We start from the raw sequence: 22694 nt of genomic DNA on the forward strand, positions 1-22694 counted from the left end.
ATACTGCTTTCTCTACTTTTCTAATATTGCGGTGACGCCTTGTCCGCCTGCGGCGCAAATCGAGATCAAGCCACGGCCGCTGCCTGCCTGTTCAAGTATTTTCGCCAGCGTCGCCACCACGCGCGTGCCGGTGGCGGCAAACGGATGGCCGGTGGCGATGGAACTGCCTTTGATGTTGAGCCGGCTGCGGTCGATGGCGCCAAGCGGCTGCTCCAGCCCAAGCCTGTCGCGGCAGAAATCGGCCGACTCCCAGGCCGCCAGGGTGCATAGCACCACCGCGGCAAAGGCTTCGTGGATTTCGTAAAAATCGAAATCCTGCAAGGCCAGATCATGCTTGCGCAACATGCGCGGGATGGCATAGGCCGGCGCCATCAGCAAACCTTCGTGCTCGTCGATAAAATCCACTGCGGCGACTTCGCCCGCAACCAGGTAAGCCATTATCGGCAAGCCTTTTTTCTGCGCCCACTCTTCTGACGCCAGCAGCACGGCGGAGGCGCCGTCGGTGAGCGGCGAAGAATTGGCTGCGGTGATCGTGCCGTTTTGCCGGTCGAAGGCTGGCTTCAGCTTGGCCAGCTGCTCCAGGGAAGAATTGGTGCGCAGGTTATTGTCGCGCGTCAGGCCGTGATACGGCATCACCAGGTCGTCAAAAAAACCTTCGTCGCAAGCTTGCGCCAGGTTGACGTGGCTGGCCAGGGCCAACTGGTCTTGCGCCTCGCGGCTGATGCCGTAGCGCGCGGCCGTGATCTGCGCATGCTGGCCCATCGATTTGCCGGTGCGCGGCTCGGCATTGGCCGGAATTTCGGGGATCAGGTAAGACGGCTTGAGCAGGCGCAACATCGCCATCAGCTTGTCGCCCCTGCCGCGCGCTGCATTCAGCTTCATCAAGCCGCGCTGCAAACCGGGATTGACGCCGACCGGCACGTCCGAGGTAGTGTCCACGCCGCAGGCTATGCCGGCCTCGATCTGCCCCAGGGCGACCTTGTTGGCCACCAGGATGGCGGCTTCCAGCCCGGTGCCGCAGGCTTGCTGGATGTCAAAAGCAGGAGTGGCCGGATGCAGGCCGCTGTCCAGCGTACATTCGCGCAGCATGTTCCAGTCGCGCGCATGTTTCATTACCGCGCCGCCGACGACTTCGCCCAGCAGTTCGCCCGCCAGTCCGTACTTGCCGACCAGACCGCGCAGGGTGTCGGTCAACATGGTCTTGTTGCTGAGTTCCGCATAGGCGGTATTCGAGCGCGCGAACGGAATCCGGTTGGCGCCGACGATGGCGACCCGGCGCGCAGGCAGCTTATTCATGGGGCTCATTTTTCATAGGCAGGCAGGCGTTTTTGTTCATTGGCGTCAAACATCCTGTTTCTCAGTTCCGCGATGGCGTCGGCATTGCTGAGCTTACTACGTTCTGCCAGGTAAGCGCTAATCCGGCTTTTCCAGGCCGCTTCGCCCTGGTCGACTTCCGCCATGCGCGCCGCCGCTTCCGGCGACAAGGCTGCCGCCCGCATGCGATAGACATCGTCTTCGCTGGCGCCCTGCTGCCGCATCTTGGCCGCGTTATCCTCCAGCTTGACGATTTTCAGGGGCGCTGCCCGCGCTTCCCGCACCGACGCCGGCAAGGCGGCGTCCAGCGCGGCCAGCTTTGCCTGCTTCTGCGCCTCGCTCAGCGATTTGTCCTGGCCGATTTCCATCCTTGCCAGCGTATCCATGTCTTCGGTATCGCTGGAACCGAACATGCCCTTGCTTTCCGCCGGGCTGAAAAAACGGGCGCGCAATTCCTGCATTTTTTCCATGCGCTGCCGGATCGCTGCCAGGCCGTTGCCGCCCAGCTGCGGATTTTTATCCAGTTCGACCAGCGCGGTCTTGTATTCGATGTAATTTCCCAGCAGGCGCTTGGCCTCGCCGGCGGCGTTCGGCGTCAGGCGCCGTTCGAGTTCCTGCTCGATTTCCCTGCGGATTGCAGCCAGCGGTTTCTCGCCCATGGCGCTCAGGTAATAGTCAAACAAGTCCACCAGTTGGGCGTCGACCACCAGCACGTCGCCGGCGGCAACCTTGATGTCGCCATCGGGGTGGGTTCCTTGCAGCGATTTCACGAATGGGAACAGGTCGGCTTGCGCGGCGGCTTTTTTGGGCGCGGGCGGCTCCTCGCGCGTCATCAGCAACGGCACGGCAATGGCGGCGGCCAAAGCCGCCGCCCCGATCCAGACAAATGGATGTCGGATTTGCATGTTTACAGTCCCAGGCCTTTCAAGCGGTTGGCTTGCTGGCGATAGACCGTCTTCGGGCTGGTTTCAAAAATGTTCACCAGGCCAAGCACCTGGTTCACTTCATCCAGGTGGTTCATGCCGTAGTTGTCGCGGATCACGCGGCCCAGATGGCTGCCGCAGCTGCTCACCAGGCCGTCGCTCTTGGCGCCGCCATACGCCAGCGAAAGCAGGCCCATGCTGGCGTCGCTAGGATCGAGCATATTGGTCAGAGGCTGGCCTCCGCTCCAGGAAAAATAATACACGCCGCCCACCTGGTAATCGCCTTCGCCGCATGCGGTTGCAGGCAGGCCTTCAGGATGCGCCAGGTTGAACTTGGCCATGCCTGCGGTAGTCAGCGAATCCAGTGCAGCGACCGAATTCTGCGGATTGCCGCCGCCCGACAGCGCATCGATCAGCGTCGTGAAGCCATTGACAACCGATCCCAGTATCGCCTGGGTAAAGGAACCTGGAGCCACCACGCCGCGCACGATGTCAGCCACCGCCGCACCCTTGTTAGGGCCGGCCACGCTGGACACTGAAGCCACCAGCTGCGGCGCCACCGAGGCGACGTAACGGATGGTTGGGCCGCCGTGGCTGTGTCCGATCAGGTTAACCTTGGAGGCGCCGGTAGCCGCCAGCACCTGCTTGACGTAAGTCAGCAACTGTTCGCCGCGCACCTCGGTGCTGTTGGCAGCCGATACTTCGGCCACGTAAACCTGCGCGCCGTCGGCATGCAGCGCTTCAGGGATGCCATAGAAATACTCGACCGGACCGATCTTGTCGAAACCGAACAAGCCGTGCACCAGGATGATCGGGTATTTGGTCTGGGTGTAGCCGGTAGCCGCCCAGGACGGCGCCGGCAAGACGGCCAAGACAACCAGGGCGGCGCCAAGCCATTGCAAGAATTGCTTTTTCATTTTATGTATCTCCGAAAATTTTATGAACTCGTTACGAGTGAAACCACGTTCTGGATTACCTGCTGGATTTCTCCTTTCCATTGTCAGCATCCTCGGTTTCCTGCCACTTCAACGAAGCACCGCTCTGCGGCGGCGTCTCATTTCCTGCTAAAAATATCAATCTGACATCGCAGGCGGTCATCTGCCTGATGCACTCTAACATAGGCTAGCCTATTTAAACATAGGGTACCCTATTTTTGTAGTTCGACGTCTTTTGAGGGCCGCCAGGAAGATCGTTTATTGCGGTCCGGCCGTCGATTCTTCGCGGGAAGCATGAACTATAATGAAGGGCAGCCGGTCGCCTCGTACCAGGATCCGCAGCCGGCAGGCGCGGGCGCCCCGGTTTGTACAACATGCCGTATCAGGGGAGAAACTGGAGTGTCGTCCGAAGAAACAATGCCTGAATCACCACGCCGTGCGAAAACAAAAAAAATCCTGTCCCCCGATGACTGGATCGATGCGGCAACCGAACTGCTGATCAGCAAAAGCATCGACGCCGTGCGGGTCGAATCGCTGGCGCGCGAGCTGGGTATTACGGTGGGAAGTTTCTATTACCACTTCAAGGACAGGAACGACCTGCTCTCCAAGCTGCTGAAAAGGTGGCATGAGAGAACCACGACGCAAGTACTGCGCACATTCGAGGGACGCGTATTTTCGGCCGAGGAAGTGCTGGACGAAGTGCTGGCCCTGCCCTTCCATGGCCTCACGGCGCGCCGCGCGGCGATGATCGAGTTCGCCATCCGCGCCTGGTCGCGGCGCGACGACATGGCGCGGCAAGCGGTGCGCGAGGTCGACCAGCAACGGCTTACCTACTACAGCAAAGGCTTCCAGGGCATGGGTTTTGGCAAAGCGGAGGCCAACAGCCGAGCGTTTACTCTGTACAGCTTCCAGCTGGCGCAGTCGCTGCTGTGGGACCTGAATGACGACAAGGCCCGCAAAAGGCAGCTGATCTTCACCAAGGAACTGCTGCTGGCGCCGCGCCAGAAGTAACCTGCCGCTCGCCGTCTCGAACGATCCCGCAAATAAAATGCCATGCATCAGCATGGCATTTTTATTATTTAACCTGCAGATAGCTTTACTGCGGCCAGATCTCCGCCAGGCGCAGCAGGTTGGTGCTGCCCGCTTCGCCGAACGGCATGCCGGCGGTGATGGCGATCTGGTCCCCAGCCTTGGCAAAACCTTCCTTGACAGCGGTCTGGCAGGCGGCAGTCACCATTTCGCTCTCGTTATGCACCTGGTCGCTGATGGTCGAATGCACACCCCATACCAGCGCCAGCCGGCGCGCCGTCGACAGCTTGGGCGTGATGCTCAGGATCGGCGCCATCGGCCGTTCGCGCGCAGCGCGCAGGCTGGTGTGGCCGGAACTGGTATAGGTCACCGTGGCTTTGGCGCCGATGATGCGGGTGACGTCGCGCAAGGCCGAGCAGATGGCGTCGCCGCGGGTCGGCAGCGGCGACTCATGCTGCGCGTCGAGCATGTTCTGGTACAGCGGGTCGCGCTCGACTTCAGTGATGATGCGGTCCATCATCGCCACCGCCGGCAGCGGATAAGCGCCGCTGGCCGATTCGGCCGACAGCATCACGGCGTCGGCGCCGTCGTAGATGGCGCTGGCGACGTCCGAGGTTTCGGCGCGGGTCGGCACCGGCGAGGTGATCATCGATTCCAGCATCTGGGTGGCGATCACGGTCGGCTTGCCGTGCTGGCGGCAGACGCGCAAGATGCGCTTTTGCGCCCCAGGCACGCGCTCCGGCGGCAGTTCGACGCCAAGGTCGCCGCGCGCCACCATGATGGCGTCGGATACCTGCACAATCGCATCCAACTGGTCCAGCGCCGCCGGCTTTTCCAGTTTCGACAAGATGCTGGCGCGGTCGCCGATCAGGGCGCGCGCCTCCAGCACGTCTTCCGGCCGCTGCACGAAAGACAGCGCAATCCAGTCGACGCCCAGTTCCAACGCGAATTTCAGGTCGCGCTTGTCTTTTTCGGTCAGGGCCGGAATCGGCAATACCGCATCCGGCACATTGACGCCCTTGCGGTCCGACAGCGAGCCGCTGTTGATTACCCGGGTGTGGATAGCCTGGCCGTCGCAGCTCAGCACCTGCAGCCGCACCTTGCCGTCGTCCAGCAGCAAGGACTGGCCGCCGGCGATCACCTCGAACAGCTCGGGATGCGGCAGGCACACGCGCTGGCTGCTGCCAGGCGTGACGTCGCGGTCCAGCGTGAATTCCTGGCCGGCTTGCAGCGCTATCTTGCCGTCGGCGAAAGTGCCGATGCGCAGCTTTGGTCCTTGCAGGTCGGCCAGGATGGCGATCGGGCGGCCGACGATTTTCTCGACCGCGCGCACGATGTCATAGCGTTGCTGGTGATCGGCGTGGCTGCCGTGGCTGAAGTTAAAACGGAAGACATCGGCGCCGGCTTCGAACAAGGCCAGGATGGTTTTCTGGTCCGCGCTGGCGGGGCCGAGCGTGGCGACGATTTTTGCTTTACGTTGACGGCGCATGATGAGCTTTCTGTAGAGGATCGACCGGTAGATCGGCCAGTTAAGCGGCGGGAATACCTGCGTCCACCCGGAATGGCGTCAGACGCAGCATTTTCATGATTGAGGAAGTCAGCTCCGGCGCAATCAGAGAATCAGGATGGCGCGGAAATCATTGACGTTGGTGCGCGTCGGCCCGCTGACGACCAGGTCGCCCAGCGCGCTGAAAAAACCGTAGCCGTCGTTGTTGTCGAGCATGGCGCGCGGGCGTAGCCCCAGTTCCGCCGCCTTGCGCATGGAATCCGGCTGGTAGATGGCGCCGGCGTTGTCTTCGGAACCGTCGATGCCGTCGGTATCGCAGGCAATCGCGTGGATATCGGGAAAGCCGTCCAGCGCGGTCGCCAGGCTCAGCAGGAATTCGGCGTTGCGGCCGCCGCGGCCTTTGCCGCGCACGGTGACCGTGGTTTCACCACCGGAAATCACCACGCAAGGCTTGCTGAACGGTTGCCCGCGCCGTGCGATCTGGCGCGCCAATGCTGCGTGCGCCAGGCCGATGTCGCGTGCTTCGCCTTCCATTTCGTCGGACAGGATATATGGCGTCAGGCCGGCAGCGACAACGGTAGCCGCGGCGGCATCCAAGGCGTCTTGCGCAGTGGCGATCACATAGTGCTGGTTACGCTCCAGGCGCGGATCGCCGGGCTTGGCGGTTTCGCCGGCGCCGGATTCCAGATGCTTGAGGATCGCTTCCGGCGTTTCGATATTGTATTTGCGCAGCACCGCCAGCGCGTCGGCGCAAGTGGTCGGATCGGCCAGGGTCGGACCGCTGGCGATGATGCCGGGATCGTCGCCCGGGATATCGGAAATCATCAGCGTCACGACCCGCGCCGGCGCGCAGGCCAGCGCCAGCCGGCCGCCCTTGATGGCGGACAGGTGCTTGCGCACGCAGTTCATTTCAAAAATATTGGCGCCGCTTCTCAGCAAGGCTTTGTTGATCGCCTGTTTCTGTTCCAGCGAAATGCCCGGCGCCGGCAACGCCAGCAGGGCCGAGCCGCCGCCGGAGATCAGGCACAGCACCAGGTCGTCGGCAGTCAGCCCCTGGACCAGTTCCAGCATGCGCGCCGCCGCCTTGCGGCCGGCTTCGTCCGGCACCGGATGGGAAGCTTCCACCACTTCGATCCGCTTGCAGTCCGCTCCGTGGGCGTAACGCGTCACCACCAGGCCGGAGATATCGCCCTGCCAATGATCTTCCACCGCCTTGGCCATCGCTGCCGCGCCTTTGCCGGCGCCGATCACCAGCGTGCGTCCCTTGCCGCTCGGCGCAGGAATCCTGGCCAGGTATTCGGGCAGGCATTTGGTGGCGCTGACGGCGTCGACCGCGGCCTGGTACATATCGAGGAGGAGTTGGCGAGGTTTGATGCTGTTCGCGGCGCTGTTGGCAATAGTCATGCTGTTATACCTTGATCCATGAAGCAGAGTGTCTCGAAAATTTTTGTATTTATGGTGGTGCGACCGCAGCTTTTGTCAGCTGGCTTGTTTTATAAAACGATAACATATATCGCGGACCGGAGCGCCGCGCGTTCCGATCCGCCAGTTTAACGGACGCAATTCAAGCAGCCATCTTACGCCTTGAATCAGGCCTTGGCGATTTCGTGGTTGGACATGATCTCGATCGCACGGCACAGCGCCGAGTGGTCGAGCCCGCTCAAGCCGTTGGCGGCGCAGGAATTCATCAGCTCTTGCGCCACCGCGGTGTTCGGCAGCGATACGCCGAGTGCCTTGGCGCCCTGCAGGGCCAGGTTCAGGTCCTTCTGGTGCAGTTCGATGCGGAAGCCTGGATTGAAAGTCCGTTTTACCATGCGTTCGCCATGCACTTCCAGGATGCGCGATGCGGCAAACCCGCCCATCAGGGCTTGCCGCACACGGGCCGGATCGGCGCCTGCCTTGGAAGCAAACAGCAAGGCCTCGGCCACCGCCTGGATGTTCAGCGCGACGATGATCTGGTTGGCTACCTTGGTAGTCTGGCCGTCGCCGTTGCCGCCGACCAGGGTGATGTTCTTTCCCATCAGTTCGAACAAAGGCTTGGCGTCGTTGAACGCGCCTTCGGAGCCGCCCACCATGATGGTCAGCGATGCCGCCTTGGCGCCGACTTCGCCGCCGGACACCGGCGCATCCAGGTATTCGCAGCCCAGCGCGTTGATCTTCTTGGCGAAACCCTTGGTGGCGATAGGCGAAATCGAGCTCATGTCGATCACGACCTTGCCGCCGGTCAGGCCTTCGGCCACGCCCTTTTCGGCGAACAGCACCGCTTCCACGTGCGGCGTGTCCGGCACCATGATGATGATGACGTCGGCGCGCTTGGCGACTTCGGCGCCGGAGGTGCAGACGGTGGCGCCGCCGTCGATCAGCGCTGCCGGCGGATTCTTCTGGTCATGCAGGTACAGTTTGTGGCCGCCGCGCTGCAGGTTTTCCGCCATTGGCGCGCCCATGATGCCGAGTCCGATAAAGCCGATTTTTGCCATGATATTTCTCCGTAATTTTAAGAATGCCTGCCGCTGTTAGAGATTATGCTTAGAGACCGTATGCAGCGCGCCAGCCCAAGCCGTCGACGGTGCCGGCCTTCGGCTTGTACTCGCAGCCGATCCAGCCGTCGTAACCGATCTCTTCCAGGAACTTGAACAGATAGTGGTAATTGATTTCGCCTGTGCCCGGCTCGAACCGGCCCGGATTGTCCGCCAGCTGCACATGCTTGATCTGCGCCAGGTTGGCCTTGATGGTATTGGCCAGCTCGCCTTCCATTCTTTGCATGTGATAGATGTCGTACTGCACGAACAGGTTGCTGGAACCGGTGGCCTTGATCAGGTCCAGCGCCTGCCTGGTGCCGGTCAGGAAAAAACCCGGGATGTCGAAGCTGTTGATCGGTTCGATCAGCAAACGGATCCCCGCGGCCTGCAATTTATCGGCAGCGAATTTCAGGTTGCCGACCACGGTGGCGCGCGCCAGTTCGGCGCTGACGCCGGCCGGCACGATGCCGACCAGGCAGTTCAGCTGCTTGACGTTAAGCACCTTGGCGTAGCGGATCGCATCGTCGACGCCTTGCTGGAATTCGCTGACGCGGTCCGGGTGGCAGGCAATGCCGCGTTCGCCGGCTTCCCAGTTGCCCGCAGGCAGATTGTGCAGCACCAGCTCCAGGCCGTTGGTGGCCAGCTTGTCAGCGATCTGCTCCGCGCGGAACGCATACGGAAACAGAAATTCCACTCCCTTGAATCCGGCCTTGGCTGCGGCGTCGAAGCGGTCCAGAAAGGACAGTTCGGTGAACAGCATGGTCAGGTTGGCGGCTAGTTTTGTCATGTCGTTTCTCCTGAAAGGTCAGTCCAGCAAGGACACGGAAGTCGGTGCGTGGCTGCGCTGCGTCGCCAGTTCTTCGAACTCGTTGATGTTGTCGATCTCGGTGCCCATGGAAACGTTGGTGACGCGCTCCAGGATGATTTCCACCACTACCGGCACGCGGAATTCCTTCATCCAGCGCTTGGCCTGGGCGAATGCATCCTGGATCGCATTCGGATCGGTGACGCGGATCGCCTTGCAGCCGAGGCCCTCCACGACCGCGACATGGTCGACGCCATAACCGTTGAGTTCCGGCGCGTTGATGTTTTCAAACGCCAGCTGTACGCAATAGTCCATCTCGAAACCGCGCTGCGCCTGGCGGATCAGGCCGAGGTAGGAGTTGTTCACCACCACGTGCAGGTACGGCAGGTTGAACTGGGCGCCTACTGCCAGTTCCTCGATCATGAACTGGAAGTCATAGTCGCCGGAAATCGCCACCACCTCGCGCTTCGGATCGGCGACGCAGACGCCGAGCGCTGCCGAAATGGTCCAGCCCAGCGGACCGGCCTGGCCGCAGTTGATCCAGTGGCGAGCGTGGTACACGTGCAAGAACTGGGCGGCGGCGATCTGCGACAAGCCGATAGTGCTGACGTAGCAGGTGTCGCGGCCGAAAGCGCGGTTCATTTCTTCGTAGACGCGCTGCGGCTTGACCGGCACGTTCTCGAAATGGGTGCGGCGCTGCAGGGTGCGCTTGCGTTCCTGGCATTCACCCAGCCAGGCTGAACGGTCAGGCAGCTTGCCCGCTGCTTTCAATTCCTTGGCGACTTCGACGAACAGGGTCAGCGCCGCTTTTGCATCCGACACGATGCCGTAGTCCGGACCGAATACGCGGCCGATCTGGGTCGGTTCGATATCGACGTGGACGAACTTGCGGCCCTTGGTGAAGACTTCGATCGAACCGGTATGGCGGTTGGCCCAGCGGTTGCCGATGCCGAGCACGAAATCGGACGCCAGCATGGTGGCGTTGCCGTAACGGTGGCTGGTCTGCAAACCGACCATGCCCGCCATTTGCGGATGGTCGTCAGGGATCGCGCCCCAGGCCATCAAGGTCGGGATCACCGGCACCCCGGTCAGTTCGGCGAATTCAACCGCGAGGTCCGCCGCATCGGCATTGATGACGCCGCCGCCGATGGTCAGCAGCGGCCGCTCGGCTTCGTTCAGCATGGTCAAGGCTTTTTCGATCTGCGCCCGCGATGCCTTCGGCTTGTACACCGGCAAAGGTTCGTAGGTGTCGGGATCGAATTCGATTTCCGCCATCTGCACGTCGAACGGCATGTCGATCAGGACCGGGCCTGGACGGCCGGAACGCATGATGTGGAAAGCCTGCTGGAATACGCGCGGCAGCAAGGCCGGTTCGCGTACCGTGACCGCCCATTTGGTGACCGGCTTGGCGATCGATTCGATGTCGACTGCCTGGAAATCTTCCTTGTACAGGCGAGCGCGCGGCGCCTGGCCGGTAATGCACAGGATCGGGATCGAATCGGCCTGGGCCGAATACAGGCCGGTGATCATGTCGGTGCCGGCCGGGCCGGAAGTGCCGATGCAGACGCCGATATTGCCTGGATTGGCGCGGGTGTAACCCTCCGCCATATGGGAAGCGCCTTCGACGTGGCGCGCCAGCGTGTGCTGGATGCCGCCGTGCCGTTTCATCGCAGAGTAGAACGGATTGATTGCTGCGCCAGGCACGCCGAAAGCTTGCGAACAGCCTTCTTTCGCCAATACGTGCATTACTGCGTCCACTGCTTTCATCTTTGCCATGTTGCCTCCAAATTGTCTGAATTATTGCCAATGATTCATTGCCACTGCCTGCGGCTCGTGTCCCCTGGCCCCGTTTTCCGCGCCATATGCTGCGGACGGAGGGATAGCCTGAAGACTGCCGAGTGGATGAAGCACATGCTATAACCAAACATATTGTTTGATAAGAACACAAACAATCGCTTTATTCGATACATCAAGTATGGAATACTAAGGAAAAATCAAATATGGAAGAGACATGGACAAACTCAAGCAGATTGAAGCTTTCGTCAGCGTGGTCGAGAAAGGCAGCCTGGCCAGCGCGGCGCTGGAGCAGAACATTACGCCGGTGATGCTGGGCCGGCGCATCGACGCCCTGGAGAAACGGCTGGGCACCAAGCTGATGCACCGCACTACCCGCCACTTGACGCTGACCGAACAGGGCACAGTGTTCCTAGACCATTGCCGCAAGCTGCTGACCGAACTGGACATTGCCGAGAAGATCATCTCGGAAGGCCGCCACAAGGCTACCGGCCACCTAGTGGTGTCGGCGCCGGCGGCGTTCGGCCGCAAGCATGTGGCGCCGCATGCGCCGGCGTTCATCGCCACCAATCCGGAAGTGCAGATCTCGTTCAACCTGACCGACCGCGTGGTCGACCTGGTGCGCGAAGGCTACGACATCAGCATCCGCATCGGCGGCGCCATCGATCCGAATTTCGTCGCGGTCAAGCTGGCCAGCAACCGCCGCGTGGTATGCGGCACGCCGGAGTACTTTCACCGCAACGGCATTCCCAAGACATTGGAAGACATCGCCGACCACAACTGCCTGTCGTTCAACCTGCAGGGCGGCCAGCAGCGCGGCTGGTATTTCCAGCAGGGCGGCAAGCCGGTGATCATCAAGACCGCCGGCAACCTCGACTGCAACGACGGCGAATTGCTGCACCGCTGGGTCAGCGAAGGCCTGGGACTGGGCTGGCGCTCGACCTGGGAAATCGAATCGCAGCTGGCTTCGGGCGAACTGCTGACGGTGCTGGACGAGTTTGCGCTGCCGCATTACGACATCATGGCGGTCTATCCGCAGCAGCGCCACCTGCCGGCCAAGGTGCGCTTCTTCATCGATCGCCTGAAATCGATTTATGCCCAGCCCGACTACTGGAGCAAGGGTTGAAAGCAAGGATTGAAAAGTCGTGCCGGAAAACAAGACTGATTGCCGAACTGTAAGTTTCGTAACAATCTCGCCTTACCCCGGCGAGCCAGTCAACCGAGCCGATCCCTGCACCGTTTTAGTGTGGTGAATCGCACATATGCAAGCCATTCGAAGTACTACACTGAATATACCAACCAACACAATGAGGCAGCTATGACAATCCGCAAAACAACTCAACAAGCCATGCTGGCTGCAGTCATCGGCGGCGCGCTGCTGCTTGGCGGCTGCGCAGCGCCGTATGGCGGACAAGGTTATGGCAACCAGGGTTATAACAACCAAAACTACGGCAACCAAGGCTACGGCAATCCGCAGCCGCAAAGCTATCCCGGTTACCAGCAAGGCGGCTACCAGCAGAACCGTGAAAACAACTATGGCGTGGTCGACGCCATCGATGTCGTCAACACGCCTAGCCAAGGCATAGGCGGCGCCGTCGTCGGCGGCGTGCTGGGCGGCGTGGTCGGCCATCAGGTCGGCCATGGCACCGGCAATACCCTAGCGACTATCGCCGGCGTGGTCGGCGGTGCGGTAGCCGGCAACCAGCTTGAGGCGCGCAACAGTCCCGGCTCCACTTCCTACAATGTGCGCGTGCGCATGAACAACAACGGCTACCAGACTATCAGCGTCGGCAATCCGGGCGATTTGCGGGTGGGCGATCGGGTACGCGTTGAAAACGGCCAGATTTCCCGCTACTGATAACGCGGCGCGATTTTCCTGAGGCAGCTGGAGGCCGCTGTTCTGCTGTTCCAGCCGGGCGCAACCATGCGCCCGGCGAGTTGGTTGGCAACCGGCATCCGCCGGCTGTATAAAAACAAGGAGGCATCATGAACATGCAACTTAAACCGCTGTGGCTGTCGCTCTTTATCGCCGCCAACGCCTTTGCGCTGCACGCCAGCGCAGCGGAAGAAAACGTGCAGTACAAAGACCCGCCGCGCTGGCGGGTCGAGGACCGGACACCGCAAGCGCGTTTCCAGACCATGAAAAAGGAAAATACCAACGCCTATGCGCAAGCCCTCAACGACTGCCGTGCAATGCGCGGCCGCGCAGCCGGCGATTGCCGCAAGGATGCCCGCATGAATTTCGACCGCGACATGCAACGTGCGCGTGAGATGACCAGCCGCAGATAGAACTCACCAAGCGCGATCGACGTGGTTGCGCGCAAGCAGGGAGATCGGAAGGGCCGCATATGCGGCCCTTCCGGTTTTTGACGCTTGCCCGGCAACTTTGCCAGGAACAGGATTGCAGCCCCGCCCCCTCATGCTGCCATGGCCGACTCCCCACATTTCAAATAAGCAATTGTCAACAATTGTTATTTATATAACTTTCAGATTGCCACTTCAGCGGCCGGACGTTAATAATGCCGCTGCAATAATTCATTGATTTTTTAGCATCTCGACACGGCCTAAGATTCAATGTTGTTGCACGTTTGTCTCGCTATGCGGCAAAGGGTCGCCGTTGGCGGCATTTTTCTTAATATCAAGGAGTGAGTATGGCTATTCAACAGTTGTCCATGAAGGAAATCGATGAAGTAAGCGGCGGTTGTTTCCTGTTCAGTTTGTTCAGCAACTGTTTCAGCAATTTTTTCAGAAGCTGCCGCCCGGCCCCGCCAAAAAACTGCGTCCGTCCGACACCACCGGTCCCGCCTAAGCCGCCAGCTCCGGTCGTCCCTTAAAAGCACTTCCTGAAAAAACACGGCATATCCCCCTGCCGTGTTTTTTCATTACAAGAACAATATGAGTTTATTCCGCGAACAAGCGCTTGCCGCGCAGCAGACCAAGTGGCTAGGCGACATTGTCCTGGTGCGTCCGCTTTCATACACTTTCCTGACCGCTTTTGCCGTGTTGCTGGCGGCGATGATCTGCGCCTTCCTGGCCTGGGGCAGCTACACCCGGCACAGCACCGTCAGCGGCCAGCTGATTCCGGATGCAGGCCTGATCAAGGTCTATGCGTCGCAGACCGGCATCGTCATCGAACAGCATGTCAAGGAAGGCCAGCAGGTGAAGGCCGGCGAAGTGCTGTACGTGCTGTCCAGCGAACGCCAGAGCAGCACCTTGGGCCCGACCCAGGCGGCGATCAGCAGCCAGGTTGAACAGCGCCAGGCCAGCTTGCGCGATGAAATGCAAAAGACGCGGCAGCTGCAGCAGGAAGAGCGTGCCGGCCTGAACAACAAAATTGCCGCGCTCGGCAACGAACTGGCCAAGCTGGACAACCAGATCGCCGGCCAGCAGGACCGCGTCAAGCTGGCGCAGGAAACCTTGCAGCGCTACCAGGGCTTGCTGCAGCAAGACTACATCTCGAAAGAACAATTCCAGCAAAAGCAGGAAGAGCTGCTTGACCAGAAGAACCGCCAGCAAAGCCTGGAGCGCGACCGCATCACTGTCGGCCGCGAATTGTCGGCGCAGCAAACCGAACTGAGCGGCCTGTCCTTGAAACACCAGAACCTGCTGGCGCAGATCGACCGCACCCTCACCAGCACCGGCCAGGAACTGACCGAAAGCGAAGCCAAGCGGCGCATCGTCGTCACCGCCCCCGGCGCCGGCATCGCCACCGCGGTTATTGCCGATGCCGGCCAGTCGGTCGACGGCAACCGGCCGCTGGTGAGCATCGTGCCGGCCGGCGCCACGCTGCGCGCAGAGCTGTATGCACCTAGTCGCGCCATCGGTTTTATCCGCCCTGGCGACCAGGTGCTGATCCGCTACCAAGCCTATCCCTACCAGAAATTCGGCCACCAGAAAGGCGGGGTGGCGTCAGTAGCGAAGACTGCGTTGCCCAACAATGAATTGAATGCCATCGGCACCTCCGGCAGCAGCAACAGCGAACCGATGTACCGCATCGACGTCCGGCTGGCGTCGCAGCAAGTCACCGCCTACGGCAAGCCGCAGGCGCTGCAGGCCGGCATGCTGCTGGAAGCCGATGTCCGGCAAGAAAAACTCCGGCTCTATGAATGGGTGCTGGAACCTCTGTACAGCCTGACCGGCAAACTCTGACCATGCTCAACCGACTCTCCTTCGGCTTCAAGTCGATCCTGCCGCTGATGCTGCAAACCGAAGCGACAGAATGCGGCCTCGCCTGCCTCGGCATGCTGGCCGGTTATTACGGTTACCGCACCGACCTGGCGACATTGCGCCGCCGCTTTCCGGTCTCGCTCAAGGGCTCCACCCTGCGCGACCTGATCGCCATCGCCGGCCAGCTGGAACTGGCGACGCGTCCTCTGAAACTCGATCTCGAGGACCTGGCGCAACTCAAGCTGCCGTGCATCCTGCACTGGAATTTCAATCACTTCGTGGTGCTGCAGGAAGTCGGCCCGCGTTCGGTGACGATCTACGATCCGGCCTTCGGCATCCGCAAGCTGTCGATGGACGAAGCGGCCAAGGCCTTTACCGGCGTGGCGCTTGAACTGTGGCCGAATCCCGGCTTCAAGCCGGCGGAAGAAAAACAGACGGTGCGCCTGCGCGGTTTGCTGGGGCGCGTTAGCGGCCTGTACCGCTCCTTCGGCCAGATCCTGCTGCTGTCGCTGGCGCTGGAAGTGTTTGCGGTGGTCAGTCCGTTTTTCCTGCAATGGGTGATCGACAACGTGCTGGTCTCGGCCGACCGCGATTTGCTGACGACGCTGGCGCTGGGTTTCGGCCTGCTGATGCTGATGCAGCAGGCAATCACCATCGCCCGCAGCTGGGTCCTGATGTACATGAGCACCACGCTCAATGTGCAATGGCAAGCCAATGTGTTCACCCATCTGCTGCGGCTGCCGGTGGCCTATTTCGAAAAGCGCCATCTGGGAGACGTGGTGTCGCGCTTCGGCGCCGTCGGCGTCATCCAGCACACGCTGACCACCTCCTTCCTGGAGGCGATCCTGGACGGCGTGATGACCGTCGTCACGCTGGCGCTGATGTTCATCTACAGCCCGCTGCTGGCATGGATCGCGATTGCGGCGATGGCCTTGTACGGCCTGGGGCGCTGGGCCTGGTTTGCACCGCTGCGGCACGCCACCGAAGAAGAGATCATCCATGCCGCCAAACAGCAGACCCATTTCCTGGAAACCATCCGCGGCGTCAAGACCATCAAGCTGTTCCAGCGCCAGGACGAGCGCCGCGCTACCTGGCTGAGCCTGCTGGTGGACCAGGTCAATGCCGACCTGCGCACGCAGAAGCTGAGCCTGCTCTACAAGTCGCTCAACGGTGTGCTGTTCGGCATCGAAAACATCCTGATCATCTGGCTCGGCGCCAGGCTGGTCATGGACGGCAATTTCACGGTGGGCGCCCTGATGGCGTTCAACGCCTACAAAGGACAGTTCGACGGCCGCGTCAGTTCGCTGATCGACAAGTTCGTCGAGGTCAAGATGCTGCAATTGCAAGGTGAACGGCTGGCCGATATCGTGCTTCATCGACCTGAAACGACGCATGCCCGGAATGTGGATGAGCGTGAGACAGCCCTGACACCGTCCCTGGAAGTGCGCGGCTTGCGCTTCCGTTATGCCGAACAGGAGCCCTACGTGCTGGACGGTGTTTCTTTCCGCATCGCCGCCGGCGAATCGGTCGCCATCGTCGGGCCGTCCGGCGGCGGCAAGACGACGCTGATCAATATCTTGCTGGGGATACTGGCGCCGACCCAAGGCGAGGTGCTGATTGGCGGCCAGAACGTCAGCCATGTCGGGCTGGACACCTTGCGCCGGATGATCGGCACGGTGCTGCAGGACGACGTGCTGTTTGCCGGTTCGCTAGCCGACAACATCAGTTTTTTCGATCCCCAGGCCGATCATGCCTGGATCGCGGAATGCGCCCGTCTGGCGGCGATCCACCAGGATATCGCGGCCATGCCGATGGGCTACAACACGCTGGTCGGCGACATGGGCACCATCCTCTCGGGCGGCCAAAAGCAAAGGGTGCTGCTGGCGCGCGCGCTCTACAAGCGGCCGCAGATCCTGTTTCTCGACGAGGCCACCAGCCACCTGGATATCGAACGTGAGCAGCTGGTCAACAACGCCATCAAATCCATCAGCATCACGCGCGTGATCGTGGCGCACCGGCCGGAAACCATCAACAGCGCCGACCGCGCCATTGTGCTGGTAGGCGGCAAAGTGGTCGAGGACCCGCAGTTGCCAGCCGAAGCGGAACAGATGGACGCGGCGCCGGCACAATGATTTCACTGAAAAACGCCTTGCCGCTGCTGGCGCTGGCTGCCGCCATCTCCGCACCAGCCTGTGCGGAATCGATCTGGTCCGATCCGCTGCGGACAGCAAACAATCTCTCCGGCACGCCGGCTGCCACGCTCACCAGCAGTTGCGGATTCGATGCGCAACTGCCGGTCCCGCTGACCTTGCTGGACGCGGTCGAACGCGCGCTCTGCCGCAATCCGCAGACGCGCCAGGCCTGGGCCAATGTCAAGGTGCAGACAGCCGCGCTAGGCGTGAGCCGCGCCGCCTACCTGCCAACCTTGACTGCGGCCGGCAGCTGGAGCAAGGCCGATAATCGTTATAGTTATCCGGATTTTCCAGAGAATAATTCATCGCTCAAGACCCACAGCAGCAATGCCAACCTGAGCTTGAACTGGGTACTGTACGATTCCGGACTGCGCGCCGCCAACCTGGAAAATGCGCGACAGTTGTTGAACGCCGCCAGCGCGGCCCAGGACGATGTCCTGCAGACCGTGTTCCTCAATACCGTGCAAAGCTTTTACCAGGCGCAGGCAGCGCAAGCAATGCTGAGCGCAACCGCCGATGCCGAACTGGCTGCGCAACAAAGCTTCAAGGCCAGCGAAGCCAGATACCAGGCCGGCGCAGGCGCCCTGGCTGACAAGCTGCAGGCCCAGACCTCTTATGCGCAGGCAAGCCTGAAACGGGCGCAGGCGGCAGGCGACCTGCAAAGCGCGCTCGGCACCCTGGCCATCGTCATGGGCTTGCGGCCGAACATTCCAGTGGCGCTGGCCGACCTGGGCTTGCAGGCTACCGACGCACCTTTGCTGCAGCAAGCCGCCGACGACCTGATCGCCGATGCGGTGCGCCGCCATCCAAAGATACTAGCGGCGCAGGCGCAATTGAAATCCGCCCAGGCGCAGGTCGACGCCGCCCGCGCCGAAGGCCGGCCGACGCTGTCGCTGTTCGCCACCGGCGACCGCAACGACACGCCGATCAACCAGGTGTCCTCCAAACAAACCATCACCAGCCGCAGCATCGGCCTGCAGGTCAGCATTCCTTTATTCGACGGTTTCGGCCGCAAATACAAGGTGCGCGGCGCGCGGGCGCAGGCCGAAAGCAGGCAGGCCGACCTGGAAAATATCGAGCAACAGGTGATGCTGGAAGTATGGAAAAGCGACCAGGCGCTGCGCACCGAAGCCGAAAACCTGAACACTACCGACATTCTTTTACGCAGCGCGAAACAGTCTTTCGATGTGGCGCAAGGGCGCTACAGGGCCGGTGTGGGAAACATTCTTGAATTGCTGAAAGCGCAGAGCGACCTGGCGTCGGCACAGCAGCAGCGAATCCTGGCGCTGACCAGCTGGCAAACCGCGAGATTGCGACTAGCGGCTAGTCTGGGGCGATTGAGGATGGATGGAATTTGAGCATGCCGAAAACAAAAAAGCCCGCTTGCGCGAGCTTTTTTATTCTGGCGTCCCCAGGGGGATTCGAACCCCCGTACTCACCGTGAAAGGGTGATGTCCTAGGCCTCTAGACGATGGGGACAATAATCTGTCCGTACTGGCCTTGCTCATACTTTGTTGCTGCCTACAAAAACAATAAAGGCCGCAGCGGGCGGCCTTATCGATTGTATTGAATACATTCAGCACCGGAAATCTGCGGCCGGTTTCTGCCGCTTACCTGTCGATGCCAAAAGAATTCTGGCGTCCCCAGGGGGATTCGAACCCCCGTACTCACCGTGAAAGGGTGATGTCCTAGGCCTCTAGACGATGGGGACATTTACTGTCCGTACTACGTTGCTGCCTTACTACAATGTGCTGGTGGAGGTAAGCGGGATCGAACCGCTGACCTCTTGCATGCCATGCAAGCGCTCTCCCAGCTGAGCTATACCCCCGTTTGCAGAAGCGAGATTATAGCAAGCTTATTTAGAGCTTGTAAATCCCGATTTGCAGATTTATTGCAGTTTTACACCAGATGGGGCTGCAAACGTGCCATCACCGCCTCGCGGCCCAACAATTCGAGCACGGCATCAATCGCCGGCGTCTGCAACTGTCCGGTCAGCATCAAACGCAATGGCATCGCAATCTGCGGCATCTTCAGCGCATGTGCAGCCAATACTTCCTTGATCATCGGCGCCAGGCTTTCCTTGTTCCACTCGACGCTTGCGCAGCGTGCGGCGAAATCGGCCAATGCCGGCTTGACCGCATCGGTGAAGTGTTGCGCCAGCAATGCTGCATCCGGCGCCGGCTTGCGATAGAACAGCATGGCGGCAACCCCGATTTCATTGACGGTATGGGCGCGCTCTTTCAGCAGGCCGATCACTTTTGGCAATGCCGGCGCATTGCTGAAATCGGCGCCGTCTTGCTCCATCAACGGCTTGACCAGCGCCGCCAGGCGTTCATTGTCGGCCAGCTTGATGTAATGATTGTTGATCGAGGCCAATTTTTCCGGATTGAATTGCGCCGGCGATTTCGACAAATGATCGAGATCGAACCATGCGCAAAATTGCTCCACGCTGAAAATCTCTTCGTTGCCATGGCTCCAGCCGAGGCGCGCCAGGTAGTTCAGCATCGCTTCCGGCAAATAACCCTGCGCCGGATAATCCATCACGCTGACCGCGCCATGGCGCTTCGACAGTTTTTCGCCGTCTGCGCCGAGGATCATCGGCACGTGGCCGTACAGCGGCAGCTCGGCACCCAGGGCCTTGAGGATGTTGATCTGGCGCGGCGTGTTGTTGACATGGTCGTCGCCGCGGATCACGTGGGTGATCTGCATGTCCCAGTCGTCCACCACCACGCAGAAATTATAGGTCGGCGTGCCGTCCGGACGAGCGATCACCAGGTCGTCCATTTCACGGTTCGAGATGGTGATGTTGCCTTTGACTACATCGTCCCAGCTGACATCGCCATCCAGCGGATTCTTGAAACGCACCACCGGTTTGCGGTCGGCCGGCACCGGCGGCAGGGTCTTGCCCGCTTCCGGACGCCAGGTGCCGTCGTAGCGCGGCTTTTCGCCGGCGGCGCGCATGCGTTCGCGCATCGCTTCGACTTCTTCCGGCGATGAATAACAATGATAGGCCGTGCCCTGTTGCAGCATTTGTCCGATCACTTCGCGATAGCGGTCCATGCGCCGCATCTGGTAGAACGGACCTTCGTCGTGTTCCAGCCCCAGCCATTGCATGCCGTCGATGATCGCCTGCACTGCCTCTGGGGTCGAACGTTCGAGATCGGTATCTTCGATGCGCAGCACGAAAGTGCCGCCGAAGTGGCGCGCGTAGGCCCAGGAAAACAGCGCGGTGCGGGCGCCGCCCAGGTGCAGGTAACCGGTCGGGCTTGGGGCAAAACGGGTGCGTACCGGTTTCAATGCGGGTTTCAACGAAGAATTGGATGCTGGAGTGCTGGCGGTCATGATAAATAAAAACGGCCTTGGATTGCCAAAGCCGTTATCAAGGAAAACCCCATTTTACCGCGTTGCAGCAGCGGATGGAAACGGGGATGGCCTCAGGCTCGGGTCTATTTGACGGTGACGTTGATGGTTTTGCTCAGCTCCGGGCCGTAAGACTGGTGGGCGCCGTTGGCGAATTGCATGGTCAGCTTGTATTCCCCTGGCGGCAGCGTGACGCTGGTTTCGGTCTGACCCTTGCCAAAATGCAAATGCTTGTCGTCGATCGGGATCGACTGCCCGGCCGGGATGCTGTCTTCGTTGATCAGCAGGTGGTGGTGGCCGGTATTGGCCGTCATGTCGCCGGCCGGCTTGACTTCCATGCCGCTGACGCCGAACTTGACGGTGAACGGGCTGCTCACCACCGCGCCGTCGGCCGGTTCGATGAACGAAACCGACGCAGCGTGGGCCAGCTGCGGCAACAGGCTGGCGCTCAGCAGGGTTGCAGAAAACAACAGCGAAAAAATTCTTGATTTCATTGCCTTGTCCTTGAGGTGAAAAATGCGGTGGAAAATGCGGTGAAAAATCAGGTGGAAAACCTACATAAAATCCGCGCAATGCATTGGGTGCAATAACTGAGTGCAATAATACAGCGCAGCCAAACTACCAGGAGACCATCATGCCAGCCGTCCATGGCAATCTGTTGACCGAGTTGCCGGCCGACGGTTCAACCGAAGTATTCGAACTCCTGCACGAACGGGCCGGCCTGAAAATCGAACGCATCGTCTCCAGCGGCCAGGCCAGTCCGCCCGGCTTCTGGTACGACAACCCACAGGAAGAATGGGTGCTGCTGCTCAGCGGCAGCGCCGGACTGACGCTGGAAGGCCAGGCCGGCGAGCATGTCATGCAGCCCGGCGCCTGGCTGCATATCCCGCCGCACTGCCGCCACCGCATAGAGTGGACCGATGCAGCGCAGCCTACAATCTGGCTGGCCATACATCATGATGATGCACAGGCATTGGCGCCGAAGCTTCCCCTTTAGTCGTTCTTGATCACGATGGTAGGGAATTTGCTGCTCATGTCCTTGGCTTTTTCCGCCACCTTGATCGCCACCTTGCGCGCAATCTCTTTATAGATATGCGCCACCGGGCCGTCGGGTTCGGCCACTACCGTCGGTGTGCCGGAATCGGTCTGCTGGCGGATCGACATGGTCAGCGGCAAGGCGCCCAGGAATTCAACGCCGTACTCGCCGCACATCTTGGCGCCGCCACCTTCGCCGAAAATGGCTTCGGCATGGCCGCAATTGGAGCAGATATGGGTGCTCATGTTCTCCACGATGCCGAGAATCGGAATGCCGACCTTCTCGAACATTTTCAAACCCTTGCGCGCATCCAGCAAGGCAATGTCCTGCGGCGTGGTGACGATCACGGCGCCGGTCACCGGCACTTTTTGCGACAAGGTCAGCTGGATGTCGCCGGTGCCGGGCGGCATGTCGACGATCAGGTAATCGAGGTCGCGCCAGTTGGTCTGGTCCAGCAGCTGCTGCAAAGCCTGGGTGACGATCGGGCCGCGCCACACCATGGGCTCGTCCGGATCGACCATGAAACCGATGCTCGACACCTGCAAGCCGTGATTTTCCAGCGGCTCCATGGTCTTGCCGTCCTTGGTTTCCGGACGGCCGCTGATGCCCATCATCATCGGCTGCGAAGGACCGTAGATATCGGCGTCGAGGATGCCGACCTGGGCGCCTTCCGCCGCCAGCGCCAGCGCCAGGTTGACCGCGGTAGTCGATTTGCCGACGCCGCCCTTGCCGGACGCCACCGCGATGATGTTCTTGATATTGGACATCAGCTTGACGCCGCGCTGCACCGCATGCGACTGAATTTTCGAATAGACATGCGGGCTGACCTTGCCGACCCCGTCCAGCGCGCCGACCGCAGCGATAGCGGCATCGCCGATCAGGGCAAACTGACTCTTCGCCGGATAATCCAGCTCGATATCGAACAGCACCTCGGCGCCCTCCAGCCGGATATTCCTGGCCGACTTGCTGCTTACCAGGTCCTTGCCGGTATTCGGATCGATCACACTGGACAACGCGGCCTTGACCGTTTCAATCGTGAAGCTCATTACTTTTCCTCTGCGCGTTCTGTATAAGATGCGCCAAGTCTAAACCAAATCGGCGTTTTTCCGCTGG

At 60.7% G+C, this 22694-nt stretch carries 19 protein-coding genes and 3 tRNA genes; 8 read left to right on the forward strand and 14 right to left on the reverse strand.

The features are described from left to right. Positions 1-12: 12 nt before the first annotated feature. From CFU_RS17990 to CFU_RS18000, 3 genes are read right to left on the reverse strand one after another with little or no spacing between them, the layout of a single operon-like run. On the reverse strand, positions 13-1305 hold the full coding sequence (locus CFU_RS17990) for an acetyl-CoA C-acetyltransferase (protein ID WP_014007436.1): 1293 nt from the start codon (positions 1303-1305) through the stop codon (positions 13-15). Next, entirely contained in the window at positions 1302-2219 is a 918-nt protein-coding gene (locus CFU_RS17995; protein ID WP_014007437.1) for a lipase secretion chaperone, read from the reverse strand. The genes CFU_RS17990 and CFU_RS17995 overlap by 4 nt, the downstream gene beginning before the upstream one ends. 2 nt (positions 2220-2221) lie before the next feature. After that, positions 2222-3154, reverse strand: coding sequence for an esterase/lipase family protein (locus CFU_RS18000; protein ID WP_041742332.1), 933 nt, complete (start codon positions 3152-3154; stop codon positions 2222-2224). Positions 3155-3589: 435 nt separating this feature from the next. Here CFU_RS18000 and CFU_RS18005 point away from each other — a divergent pair, with 435 nt between their 5' ends. Beyond that, a complete protein-coding gene (locus CFU_RS18005) occupies positions 3590-4183 on the forward strand; it encodes a TetR/AcrR family transcriptional regulator (protein ID WP_238531337.1) in 594 nt (197 codons plus the stop codon). A gap of 85 nt (positions 4184-4268) precedes the next feature. Here CFU_RS18005 and pyk read toward each other — a convergent pair whose 3' ends face one another. The 5 genes from pyk to gcl all read right to left on the reverse strand — a co-directional run bounded on the left by pyk (position 4269) and on the right by gcl (position 10808). Continuing rightward, on the reverse strand, positions 4269-5690 hold the full coding sequence (pyk, locus tag CFU_RS18010; RefSeq protein WP_014007440.1) for a pyruvate kinase: 1422 nt from the start codon (positions 5688-5690) through the stop codon (positions 4269-4271). Positions 5691-5813: 123 nt separating this feature from the next. After that, the gene (locus CFU_RS18015; RefSeq protein WP_014007441.1) at positions 5814-7112 is read right to left on the reverse strand and encodes a glycerate kinase type-2 family protein; all 1299 of its coding nucleotides are present in this window, start codon (positions 7110-7112) and stop codon (positions 5814-5816) included. Positions 7113-7297: 185 nt separating this feature from the next. Further along, positions 7298-8185, reverse strand: coding sequence for a 2-hydroxy-3-oxopropionate reductase (locus CFU_RS18020; RefSeq protein ID WP_014007442.1), 888 nt, complete (start codon positions 8183-8185; stop codon positions 7298-7300). Positions 8186-8234: 49 nt separating this feature from the next. Next, entirely contained in the window at positions 8235-9014 is a 780-nt protein-coding gene (hyi, locus tag CFU_RS18025) for a hydroxypyruvate isomerase (RefSeq protein ID WP_014007443.1), read from the reverse strand. Between the two features lie 18 nt (positions 9015-9032). Then, positions 9033-10808, reverse strand: a complete 1776-nt coding sequence (gene gcl / locus CFU_RS18030) for a glyoxylate carboligase (RefSeq protein WP_014007444.1) — start codon at positions 10806-10808, stop codon at positions 9033-9035. 235 nt (positions 10809-11043) lie between these two features. On the opposite strand from gcl, the gene CFU_RS18035 reads away from it, so the two are divergent. From CFU_RS18035 to CFU_RS18060, 6 genes are all read left to right on the forward strand, one after another. Further along, a complete protein-coding gene (locus CFU_RS18035; protein WP_014007445.1) occupies positions 11044-11952 on the forward strand; it encodes a LysR family transcriptional regulator in 909 nt (302 codons plus the stop codon). A gap of 192 nt (positions 11953-12144) precedes the next feature. Then, positions 12145-12684 carry a glycine zipper 2TM domain-containing protein gene (locus tag CFU_RS18040; protein ID WP_041742335.1) on the forward strand — a complete coding sequence of 180 codons (540 nt, stop codon included), beginning with the start codon at positions 12145-12147 and terminating at the stop codon, positions 12682-12684. A gap of 128 nt (positions 12685-12812) precedes the next feature. Further along, positions 12813-13115: a hypothetical protein gene (locus CFU_RS18045; RefSeq protein WP_014007447.1), complete on the forward strand. Its 303-nt coding sequence runs from the start codon at positions 12813-12815 to the stop codon at positions 13113-13115. A 606-nt stretch (positions 13116-13721) separates the two neighbouring features. Further along, positions 13722-14975, forward strand: a complete 1254-nt coding sequence (locus CFU_RS18050) for an HlyD family secretion protein (RefSeq protein ID WP_041743646.1) — start codon at positions 13722-13724, stop codon at positions 14973-14975. Next, complete coding sequence (locus CFU_RS18055) at positions 14972-17125, forward strand: peptidase domain-containing ABC transporter (protein WP_050808765.1); 2154 nt, start codon at positions 14972-14974, stop codon at positions 17123-17125. The genes CFU_RS18050 and CFU_RS18055 overlap by 4 nt, the downstream gene beginning before the upstream one ends. Further along, complete coding sequence (locus CFU_RS18060) at positions 17122-18543, forward strand: TolC family protein (protein ID WP_014007450.1); 1422 nt, start codon at positions 17122-17124, stop codon at positions 18541-18543. The genes CFU_RS18055 and CFU_RS18060 overlap by 4 nt, the downstream gene beginning before the upstream one ends. 45 nt (positions 18544-18588) lie before the next feature. Here CFU_RS18060 and CFU_RS18065 read toward each other — a convergent pair. The 5 genes from CFU_RS18065 to CFU_RS18085 form a co-directional block, all read right to left on the reverse strand. After that, positions 18589-18664: transfer RNA gene (locus tag CFU_RS18065), tRNA-Glu, on the reverse strand. A gap of 156 nt (positions 18665-18820) precedes the next feature. Beyond that, positions 18821-18896: transfer RNA gene (locus CFU_RS18070), tRNA-Glu, on the reverse strand. Between the two features lie 41 nt (positions 18897-18937). After that, positions 18938-19013 (reverse strand) — tRNA-Ala (locus CFU_RS18075). A 71-nt stretch (positions 19014-19084) separates the two neighbouring features. Next, the gene (gltX, locus tag CFU_RS18080; RefSeq protein WP_014007451.1) at positions 19085-20527 is read right to left on the reverse strand and encodes a glutamate--tRNA ligase; all 1443 of its coding nucleotides are present in this window, start codon (positions 20525-20527) and stop codon (positions 19085-19087) included. A gap of 104 nt (positions 20528-20631) precedes the next feature. Beyond that, positions 20632-21039, reverse strand: a complete 408-nt coding sequence (locus CFU_RS18085; RefSeq protein WP_014007452.1) for a DUF4399 domain-containing protein — start codon at positions 21037-21039, stop codon at positions 20632-20634. A gap of 140 nt (positions 21040-21179) precedes the next feature. Here CFU_RS18085 and CFU_RS18090 point away from each other — a divergent pair, with 140 nt between their 5' ends. Beyond that, positions 21180-21542 carry a cupin domain-containing protein gene (locus tag CFU_RS18090; protein ID WP_041742337.1) on the forward strand — a complete coding sequence of 121 codons (363 nt, stop codon included), beginning with the start codon at positions 21180-21182 and terminating at the stop codon, positions 21540-21542. Here the strand turns inward: CFU_RS18090 and apbC are convergent. Further along, positions 21539-22627 (reverse strand): iron-sulfur cluster carrier protein ApbC, encoded by a 1089-nt coding sequence (gene apbC / locus CFU_RS18095; protein ID WP_014007454.1) that lies wholly within the window; start codon positions 22625-22627, stop codon positions 21539-21541. The genes CFU_RS18090 and apbC overlap by 4 nt on opposite strands. Positions 22628-22694: the final 67 nt, after the last annotated feature.

The organism is Collimonas fungivorans Ter331 (assembly GCF_000221045.1).
In the GTDB taxonomy this organism is placed as follows: domain Bacteria; phylum Pseudomonadota; class Gammaproteobacteria; order Burkholderiales; family Burkholderiaceae_D; genus Collimonas; species Collimonas fungivorans_A.

Bases quoted from the DNA above. Each gene is read 5' to 3' on its own strand.
- CFU_RS17990 (WP_014007436.1), bottom strand. From the start codon at position 1,305: ATGAGCCCCATGAATAAGCTGCCTGCGCGCCGGGTCGCCATCGTCGGC.
- CFU_RS17995 (WP_014007437.1), bottom strand. From the start codon at position 2,219: ATGCAAATCCGACATCCATTTGTCTGGATCGGGGCGGCGGCTTTGGCC.
- CFU_RS18000 (WP_041742332.1), bottom strand. From the start codon at position 3,154: ATGAAAAAGCAATTCTTGCAATGGCTTGGCGCCGCCCTGGTTGTCTTG.
- CFU_RS18005 (WP_238531337.1), top strand. From the start codon at position 3,590: ATGCCTGAATCACCACGCCGTGCGAAAACAAAAAAAATCCTGTCCCCC.
- pyk (WP_014007440.1), bottom strand. From the start codon at position 5,690: ATGCGCCGTCAACGTAAAGCAAAAATCGTCGCCACGCTCGGCCCCGCC.
- CFU_RS18015 (WP_014007441.1), bottom strand. From the start codon at position 7,112: ATGACTATTGCCAACAGCGCCGCGAACAGCATCAAACCTCGCCAACTC.
- CFU_RS18020 (WP_014007442.1), bottom strand. From the start codon at position 8,185: ATGGCAAAAATCGGCTTTATCGGACTCGGCATCATGGGCGCGCCAATG.
- hyi (WP_014007443.1), bottom strand. From the start codon at position 9,014: ATGACAAAACTAGCCGCCAACCTGACCATGCTGTTCACCGAACTGTCC.
- gcl (WP_014007444.1), bottom strand. From the start codon at position 10,808: ATGGCAAAGATGAAAGCAGTGGACGCAGTAATGCACGTATTGGCGAAA.
- CFU_RS18035 (WP_014007445.1), top strand. From the start codon at position 11,044: ATGGACAAACTCAAGCAGATTGAAGCTTTCGTCAGCGTGGTCGAGAAA.
- CFU_RS18040 (WP_041742335.1), top strand. From the start codon at position 12,145: ATGACAATCCGCAAAACAACTCAACAAGCCATGCTGGCTGCAGTCATC.
- CFU_RS18045 (WP_014007447.1), top strand. From the start codon at position 12,813: ATGAACATGCAACTTAAACCGCTGTGGCTGTCGCTCTTTATCGCCGCC.
- CFU_RS18050 (WP_041743646.1), top strand. From the start codon at position 13,722: ATGAGTTTATTCCGCGAACAAGCGCTTGCCGCGCAGCAGACCAAGTGG.
- CFU_RS18060 (WP_014007450.1), top strand. From the start codon at position 17,122: ATGATTTCACTGAAAAACGCCTTGCCGCTGCTGGCGCTGGCTGCCGCC.
- gltX (WP_014007451.1), bottom strand. From the start codon at position 20,527: ATGACCGCCAGCACTCCAGCATCCAATTCTTCGTTGAAACCCGCATTG.
- CFU_RS18085 (WP_014007452.1), bottom strand. From the start codon at position 21,039: ATGAAATCAAGAATTTTTTCGCTGTTGTTTTCTGCAACCCTGCTGAGC.
- CFU_RS18090 (WP_041742337.1), top strand. From the start codon at position 21,180: ATGCCAGCCGTCCATGGCAATCTGTTGACCGAGTTGCCGGCCGACGGT.
- apbC (WP_014007454.1), bottom strand. From the start codon at position 22,627: ATGAGCTTCACGATTGAAACGGTCAAGGCCGCGTTGTCCAGTGTGATC.